The organism is Pseudomonas sp. GD03903, from assembly GCF_029840045.1.
Classification (GTDB): domain Bacteria; phylum Pseudomonadota; class Gammaproteobacteria; order Pseudomonadales; family Pseudomonadaceae; genus Pseudomonas; species Pseudomonas pseudonitroreducens.
Genome location: NZ_JAOCBT010000028.1, coordinates 65805 through 74298, shown reverse-complemented (window position 1 = coordinate 74298; position 8494 = coordinate 65805). Strand labels below are relative to the sequence as shown.

The 8494-nt window shown below is 65.3% G+C and carries 1 protein-coding gene; it reads left to right on the top strand.

Features of this window, described 5'->3' with window-relative positions:
- The coding region (locus N5C91_RS28995; protein WP_279833801.1) for an Ig-like domain-containing protein at positions 1-8459 on the top strand (8459 nt) is incomplete at its 5' end.
- Positions 8460-8494: the final 35 nt, after the last annotated feature.

Genomic DNA, 8494 nt, shown 5'->3' with positions numbered 1-8494 from the left:
ATCCGGGTACGGCTTTCGATCACCTGGCCGCCGGGCAAAACGAAGACGTCACCTTCACCTACCAGGCGAAGGACAACAACGGCGCGCTGAGTGACCCGCAGACCATCACCATCACCGTCACCGGGACCAACGACAAGCCGGTCGCCTACGCCGACAGCCAGACCACCGAAGAGAACAGCGTTCTCGATGGCCAGGTTCCGATCGCCACCGACGTCGACGGCACTATCGCCGGCTACCAGTTGGCTACCGATGTCGCCCAGGGCAAGGGCACCCTCGTCTTCAACAGCGACGGCAGCTACACCTTCACCCCGGGCACGGCCTTCGACCACCTGGCCGCCGGCCAGAGCGAAGACGTCACCTTCACCTACCAGGCGAAGGACAACAACGGTGCGCTGAGCGATCCGCAGACCATCACCATCACCGTCACCGGCACCAATGACGCGGCGGTGATCAGCGGCCAGACCAGCGCCAGCGTCAACGAAACCGACGCCCCGCTCACTCTCGGCGGCAAGCTCGAGGTCAGCGACGTCGACGGCCCGGCCAGCTTCCAGGCACAAAACAATGTCGCCGGCCTGCACGGCACCTTCAGCCTCGGCACCGATGGCACCTGGAGCTACATCGCCAACTCCGCCTTCAACGAACTGAAGGTCGGCGATCAACTCACCGACACCTTCACCGTGAAGGCCGCCGACGGCACCACTGCCAGCGTCACCGTGACCATCAACGGCACCAACGACAAGCCGGTGGCCTACGCCGATACCCAGACCACCGAGGAGAACACCGTTCTCCATGGCCAGGTCCCGATCGCCACCGACATCGACGGCACTATCGCCAGCTACCAGTTGGCCAGCGGCGTTGGCCAGGGCAAGGGCAACCTGGTCTTCAGCAGCAACGGCAGCTACACCTTCACCCCGGGTACCGCCTTCGATCATCTGGCTGCCGGGCAGAGTGAAAACGTCAGCTTCACCTACCAGGCGAAGGACAACAACGGCGCGCTGAGCGACCCGCAGACCGTCACCATCACCGTCACCGGCAGCAACGACGCGGCCATCATTGGCGGGCAGACCAGCGGCAGCGCCAACGAAACCGATGCCCCGGTCACCATTGCCGGCAAGCTCGAGGTCACCGATGTCGACGGCCCGGCCAGCTTCCAGCCCCAGGCCGGCACCGTCGGCAGCTACGGCACCTTCAGCCTGGCCGCCGATGGCACCTGGAGCTTCGTCGCCAACTCCGCCTTCAACGAACTGAAGATCGGCGACAAGCTCACCGAAACCTTCACCGTGAAGGCCGCCGACGGCACCGCCGCCAGCGTCACCGTGACCATCAACGGCACCAACGACAAGCCGGTGGCCTTCGCCGACACCCAGACCACCGAAGAGAACACCGTTCTCCACGGCCAGGTGCCGGTCGCCACCGATGTCGACGGCACCATCGTCCGCTACGAGGTGGTCAATACCATCGCCCAGGGCAAGGGCAGCCTGACCTTCAACGAGAACGGCAGCTACACCTTCAACCCGGGCACGGCCTTCGACCACCTGGCCGCCGGCCAGAGCGAAGACGTCACCTTCACCTACCAGGCGAAGGACAACAATGGTGCGGTGAGCGGCCCGCAGACCATCACCATCACCGTGACCGGCAGCAATGATCCCGCGGTCATCGGCGGCATGAACGTCGTCAGCGTCAGCGAAACCAACACGCCGATCAGCACCGGCGGCAAGCTGACTGTCAGCGATGTCGACAGCCCGGCCACCTTCCAGACCCAGAGCAACGTCGCCGGCAAGTACGGCACCTTCAACCTCGGCACCGACGGCAACTGGACCTACGTCGCCAGCAGCGCCTACAACGAGCTGAAGCAGGGCCAGACCCTGACCGATACCTTCACCGTGAAGTCTGCCGATGGCACCAGCGCCACCGTGACCGTGAACATCATCGGCACCAACGACAAGCCGGTCGCCTTCAGCGATACCGCCACCACCGACGAAAACGCCGTCCTCAATGGCCGCGTGCCGACCGCGACCGATATCGACGGCAGCATCACCGGCTACCAGTTGGCGACCAATGTTGCCGCCGGCAAGGGCACGCTGACCTTCAACACCAACGGCAGCTACAGCTTCAACCCGGGTAGCGCCTTCGACCACCTGGCCCAGGGCCAGAGCGAGAACGTCACCTTCACCTACCAGGCGAAGGACAACAATGGCGCGCTGAGCGACCCGCAGACCATCACCATCACCGTCACCGGGACCAACGACAAGCCGGTCGCCTACGCCGACAGCCAGACCACCGAAGAGAACACCGTTCTCCACGGCCAGGTCCCGGTTGCCACCGACGTCGACGGCACCATCGCGGGTTATCAGCTGGCCACCGACGTGGCACAGGGCAAGGGCTCGCTGACCTTCAACGCCAACGGCAGCTATACCTTCACCCCGGGTACCGCCTTCGATCACCTGGCCGCCGGGCAGAGCGAGAACGTCATCTTCACCTACCAGGCGAAGGACAACAACGGCGCGCTGAGTGACCCGCAGACCATCACCATCACCGTCACCGGGACCAACGACGCCCCGGTTGCCGTGCCGGACACTGCGCACACCAACGAAGACACGGCGATCCGCATCGACGTGCTGGGCAACGACACCGATGCCGAACACGACGCCCTGATCGTCACCGGCGCCAGCGCCGGCAACGGCACCGTGGTGATCAACCAGGACGGCAGCCTGAGCTACACGCCGAAGGAGAACTTCAGCGGCTCCGACACCATCACCTACAGCATCAGCGACGGCAAGGGCGGCACTTCCAGCTCCACCGTCACCGTCACCATCGAGGCGGTGGCGGACAAGCCGAACCTGAGCCTGGACGGCAGCAGCAGCCACCCGAAAGCCACCGGCCTGACCGTGGACACCTGGACCGGCCTGGCCCTGGGCACTGGCGGCAACGGCGCAGCGCCGGCCGACCTGCAGGCGAAGATCGATGCCGCCGGCACCCCGACCACCCACGGCTCCACCGACACGGTGCGCAACACCGACGTCACCGCCGGCACCGCCACCAAGGTCAGCGGCCTGATCTTCCTCGAGGCCGGCCACACCTACACCTTCAGCGGAGCGGGTGACGACAGCGTGCGCCTGGTCATCGGTGGCAGCACCGTCGCCCAGGCCACCTGGGGCGGCACTGGCGGCACCAGTGGCCAGTTCAGCGGCAGCTTCACCCCGACCGAGAGCGGCTACTACCCGATCGCCCTCTACCAGCACAACCAGAGCGGCCCGGGCAACTACAGCCTGAGCATCTCCGACAACGGCAGCGCCGCGCAGGTACTGGGCAGCGGCAACGCGCTGGTGTACCACAACACCAGCGAACTGACCGGCAGTGGCGAGCGCCTGTCCGACCTGACCGGCGACGCCGGCCAGAGCCACTACAAGGTCTTCGGCCTCAACGAGGGCAACGAGGACACCGCGATCAACCTGTCGAAGATCAAGGCAGCGCTGGTCGACACCGACGGCTCGGAAACCCTGTCGGTGAGCATCGGCAAGATCCCGGCCGGCGCCACCCTCAGCGATGGCAAGAACAGCTTCACCGCCGACGCCACCCACAGCAGCGTCGACCTCAAGGGCTGGAACCTCGACACCCTGACACTCACTCCGCCGGCCGACTTCAACGGCACCATCAAGCTGGAAGTCAGCGCCACGGCGACCGAGTCCAGCAACGGTGACGCCGCTACCCGCACCGCCGACCTGAACGTCACCGTGTACCCGGTGAACGATGCGCCGACCGTCAGCGGTGCACAGAACCTGAGCACCGACGAGGACACCCCGGTTTCCGGGCAGATCCACGCCAGCGACGTGGACGGCGACAGCCTCACCTATGCCGTGAAGAACGGCAGCGGCCCGGCCAACGGCACGGTGACCTTCGGCAGCGACGGCCACTACACCTACACCCCCGCCGCCAACTACAACGGCAGCGACAGCTTTACCGTGGTGGTCAGCGATGGCCATGGCGGCAGCGTCGAGCAACTGGTCACGGTCGGCATCGCAGCGGTGAACGATGCGCCGGAAGCCAAGAACGACCTGCAGTCCACCGGCGAGAACGCCACGCTATCGAAATCCGTGCCGGTCGCCAGCGACATCGACAGCGCGATCAACCCCAACGGCTACGCCCTGGTGAAGGACGTCGGCGCCGGCAACGGTACCCTCACCTTCAATGCCAACGGCAGCTACGTGTTCAATCCGGGCACTGACTTCGACAGCCTCGCTCCGGGCGAAAGCCGCCAGGTGTCCTTCACCTACACGGCGAAGGACGCCGAGGGTGCGGTCAGCGCTCCGGCCACCGTGACCATTACCGTCAACGGTGCGAACGACGCTCCCGAAGGCGCCGACAAGACCATCGTTCTCGACGAGGATGGCAGCCGCGCCTTCGCTGCCGGCGACTTCGGCTTCCGCGATGTCGACCACAACGACGCCCTCAGCGCCGTGCGCATCGACAGCCTGCCCACCAATGGCACGCTGAAGTTCAACGGCAGCGCGGTGAGCGCCGGCCAGGTGATCAACGCAGCCGACCTCGGCAAGCTGGTCTTCACCCCGGCGGCCAACGGCAATGGCGACAACTACGCCAACTTCACCTTCTCGGTGAAGGACAGCAACGGCGCGTTCGATACCACGCCGAACAAGATCACCTTCAACGTCACCCCGGTGAACGATGCACCGGTGGCGGTGAACGACAACTTCACCGTCAGCGGTCTGAAGGGCAGCTACTGGGGCTACAACGAAGGCCCGGACGGCGCCAACCTGACCACCCTGAGCCAGGTGACCACCTTCATGGCCGGGCACAACCCGAGCGCCACCTTCACCTCCACCACGCTGAACTACAACCTCAGCGGCGGTGACCTGGGCGGCGACGGCAACCTGCAGAAGTTCCTCGGCAATGATGCCGGTTCGCTGAACACCGACCCGGCGAACACCTCCGATGCGATCATCCAGCTCACCGGCGCGATCAGCCTCAACGCCGGCAACTACCAGCTGCGGGTCAACGCCGACGACGGCTTCAGCATCAAGATCGACGGCGTGGAGGTGTTCAAGTACGACGCCATCCAGAGCCCGACCGGTCGCGAGTCGGCGGTGTTCAACATCGCCCAGAGCGGCAACCACAGCATCGAGATCGTTTACTGGGATCAGGGCGGCCAGGCCCAGCTGCAGGTGGAAATGCGTCCGCAGGGCGGCACCTACAGCACCGTCGGCGGCACCGCGCTGACCCACGCCGTGGGCGAGCTGGTGACCAACGAGGACACCCCGCTGACCATCGCCCCGCAGACCCTGCTGGGCAACGACAGCGACGTGGACGGCGACAAGCTCTCGATCATCAGCGTCCAGGGCGCCGTCAATGGCAGCGTGAAACTCGAGGGCGGCAACGTCGTCTTCACCCCGGCCAAGGACTTCAACGGCGCCGGCAGCTTCACCTACACCATCAGCGACGGCCACGGCGCCATCAGCACCGCCACCGTCACCGTGGGTGTCAATGCGGTGAACGATGCACCGGAAGCCAAGAACGACCTGCAGACCACCGGCGAGAACAACACACTCAACGGCCAGGTACCGGCTGCCACCGACATCGACAGTGCGATCAACCTCAATGGTTACGCCCTGGTACAAGGGGTGGGCGCCGGCAACGGCACCCTCACCTTCAACGCCAACGGCAGCTATGTGTTCAACCCGGGCACCGACTTCGATTCGCTGAATGTCGGCGAATCGCGCCAGGTGGCCTTCACCTACACCGCGAAGGACGCCCAGGGCGCCGTCAGCGCTCCGGCCACCGTGACCATCACCGTGACCGGCAGCAACGACCTGCCCACCGCCACCGACAGCACCCTGACCCTCAACGAGGACGGCAAGCGCAGCTTCAGCGCCAGCGATTTCGGCTTCAGCGACAAGGATGCCGGCGATGCGCTCAAGGCGATCCGCATCGACAACCTGCCCACCGCCGGCAGCCTGACCCTCAACGGCCAGTCGGTGACTGCCGGCCAGGTGATCGCCGTCAGCCTGCTCGCCAGCCTGGTCTACACCCCGGTGGCCAACGCCGCGGGCAGCGCCTACGCAACCCTGAAGTTCTCGGTACAGGACAGCCACGACGGCTTCTCCAGCTCGTCCAGCACCCTGACCTTCAACGTCACCCCGGTGAACGATGCGCCGCTGTCGGCGGACGGTTCCGCCAGCGTCTACGCCGGCAAGACCTACACCTTCGCCCTCAAGGACTTCGCCTTCAGCGATACCGCGGATTCCGCCAACGGGCAGAACCACAGCCTGCAGAACATCCTCATCAAGGCCCTGCCCACCACCGGCAGCCTGCTGCTCAACGGCCAGGCCATCAGCGCCGGCAAGGCAGTCAGCGCCAGTGACATTGCCGCCGGCAAGCTGACCTACGTACCGGACAGCTCGGGCAGCAACGCGCACTTCGAGTTCGCGGTGCAGGACAGCGGTGGCGTGGCCAACGGTGGCGTCGATACCTCGGGCACCTATGGCTTCGACATCCACGTCGGCCAGGTGCAGATTCCGAGCACCACGCCCAACGGCGACAACACCCTGACCGGTGGCTCGGGCGACGACGTGATTCTCGGCGACGTCGGCGGCATCAAGACGCTCACCCAGGGCGGCACCAACTACAACATCGCCCTGGTGGTCGACACCTCCGGCAGCATGGCCTACAACCTCGCCGGCCAGTCCGGCGCGGCCTACGCCGACTCGCGGATGAAGCTGGTCAAGGACGCGCTGATCAACCTGGCCAACGAGCTCAAGGGCCACGACGGGGTCATCAACATCTCGCTGATCGGATTCCAGAGCAGCGCGAGCCTGAAGGTCAGCATCAGCGACCTGTCCGATGCCAACATCAATCAGTTGCTCAACGCCATCGGCCAATCCCAGTCCCAGGGGCTGCAGGCCACCGGCGGCACCGACTACCAGGAAGCGTTCGGCCAGGCGGTCAGCTGGTTCAATACCCAGAAGAACGGCTACGAGAACGTCACCCTGTTCCTCACCGACGGTGACCCGACCGAGTCCAGCGGCAGCGGCACGCTGATGCAGAACACCACGCAGGCCTTCGCCAGCCTCTCGGCGCTCAGCGAAGTCCGCGCCATCGGCATCGGCACCAATGTCAACGAGAGCACGCTCAAGTACTTCGACAACACCAACGTCACCGGCGTCGGCACGGTGTCCTACACCACCAACTCCACGCTGTTCACCTTCGACAACAACAGCGCCCTGCCGGGCTGGACGCTGACCAAGAGCTCCACCGGCTCGGTCGGCATCTCCGGCAACAAGCTGTCCATGACCGACACCAGTGCCAGCGGCTCCACCACCGCCATCACCTCGGACCTGACCGTCGGCAAGAACAGCACCTCGACCTTCAGCTTCGACTTCAGCGAAAGCATGCGCGGCGGCGACACCTTCACCTGGACGCTGAAGCAGCTCGTCAACGGCGCCTGGTCGACGGTCGAAACGCACACGCTGACCTCGTCGTCGAGCAACACCACCTACAGCACCGACAAGGCGGTCGGCGAAGGCACCTATCGCATCGACTACGTGCTGACCGACAACACCACTGCCGGCACCGCCACCGTCACGCTCGACAACCTCAAGCAGATCACCACCACCCAGGCCCCCACCGGGCAGGTGGATATCGTCAAGCAGGCCAGCGACCTCAGCGCCGCGCTGCATGGCGGCTCCACCAGCACCGAGCTGGCGCCGTCAGGCAACGACACCATCCACGGTGGTGCCGGCGACGACATCATCTTCGGGGACACCATCAACACCGACAACCTGCCGTGGGGCGTCAACGGCAACCCGGCGAAACCGGCCGACATGCCGGCAGGCTCCGGCGTCAGCGCGCTGTCGGCGTTCCTCGAGCTGAAGAACGGCCACGCGGCGACCAGCGACGAGATGTACGACTACATCAAGAACAACCACACGCTGTTCAACGTCGATGGCGATACCCGTGGCGGCAGCGACAGCCTCTACGGTGGCGATGGCAACGACATCCTCTACGGACAGGGCGGCAACGACTTCCTGTTCGGCGAGAATGGCAACGACATCCTCATCGGCGGCACCGGCGACGACCAGCTCACCGGCGGCAAGGGCAACGACATCCTCACCGGCGGTGCGGGTGCCGACACCTTCATCTGGCGCGCCGGGGATATCGGCAACGACACCATCACCGACTTCAAGGCCGGTGAAGGCGACCGTATCGATATCAGCGACCTGCTGCCGGAGACCGCGCACAACGACATCCTCAGCTACCTGAAGGTGGACACCACGACCTCGACCCTGCAGGTGAGCACCACCGGGCAGATCAACAACGGCGGGGCCGCGGACGTCACCATCAAGCTGAGCGGGGTCGACCTCTCCACCTACGGCTCGACCTCCACCGAGATCGTCAACAAGCTGGTGGCGGGTTCCGATCCGGTGGTCAAGACTGAGCATCACTGACCCGCAGTTGCCGCACGGCAGGCAAACGGTCAGGC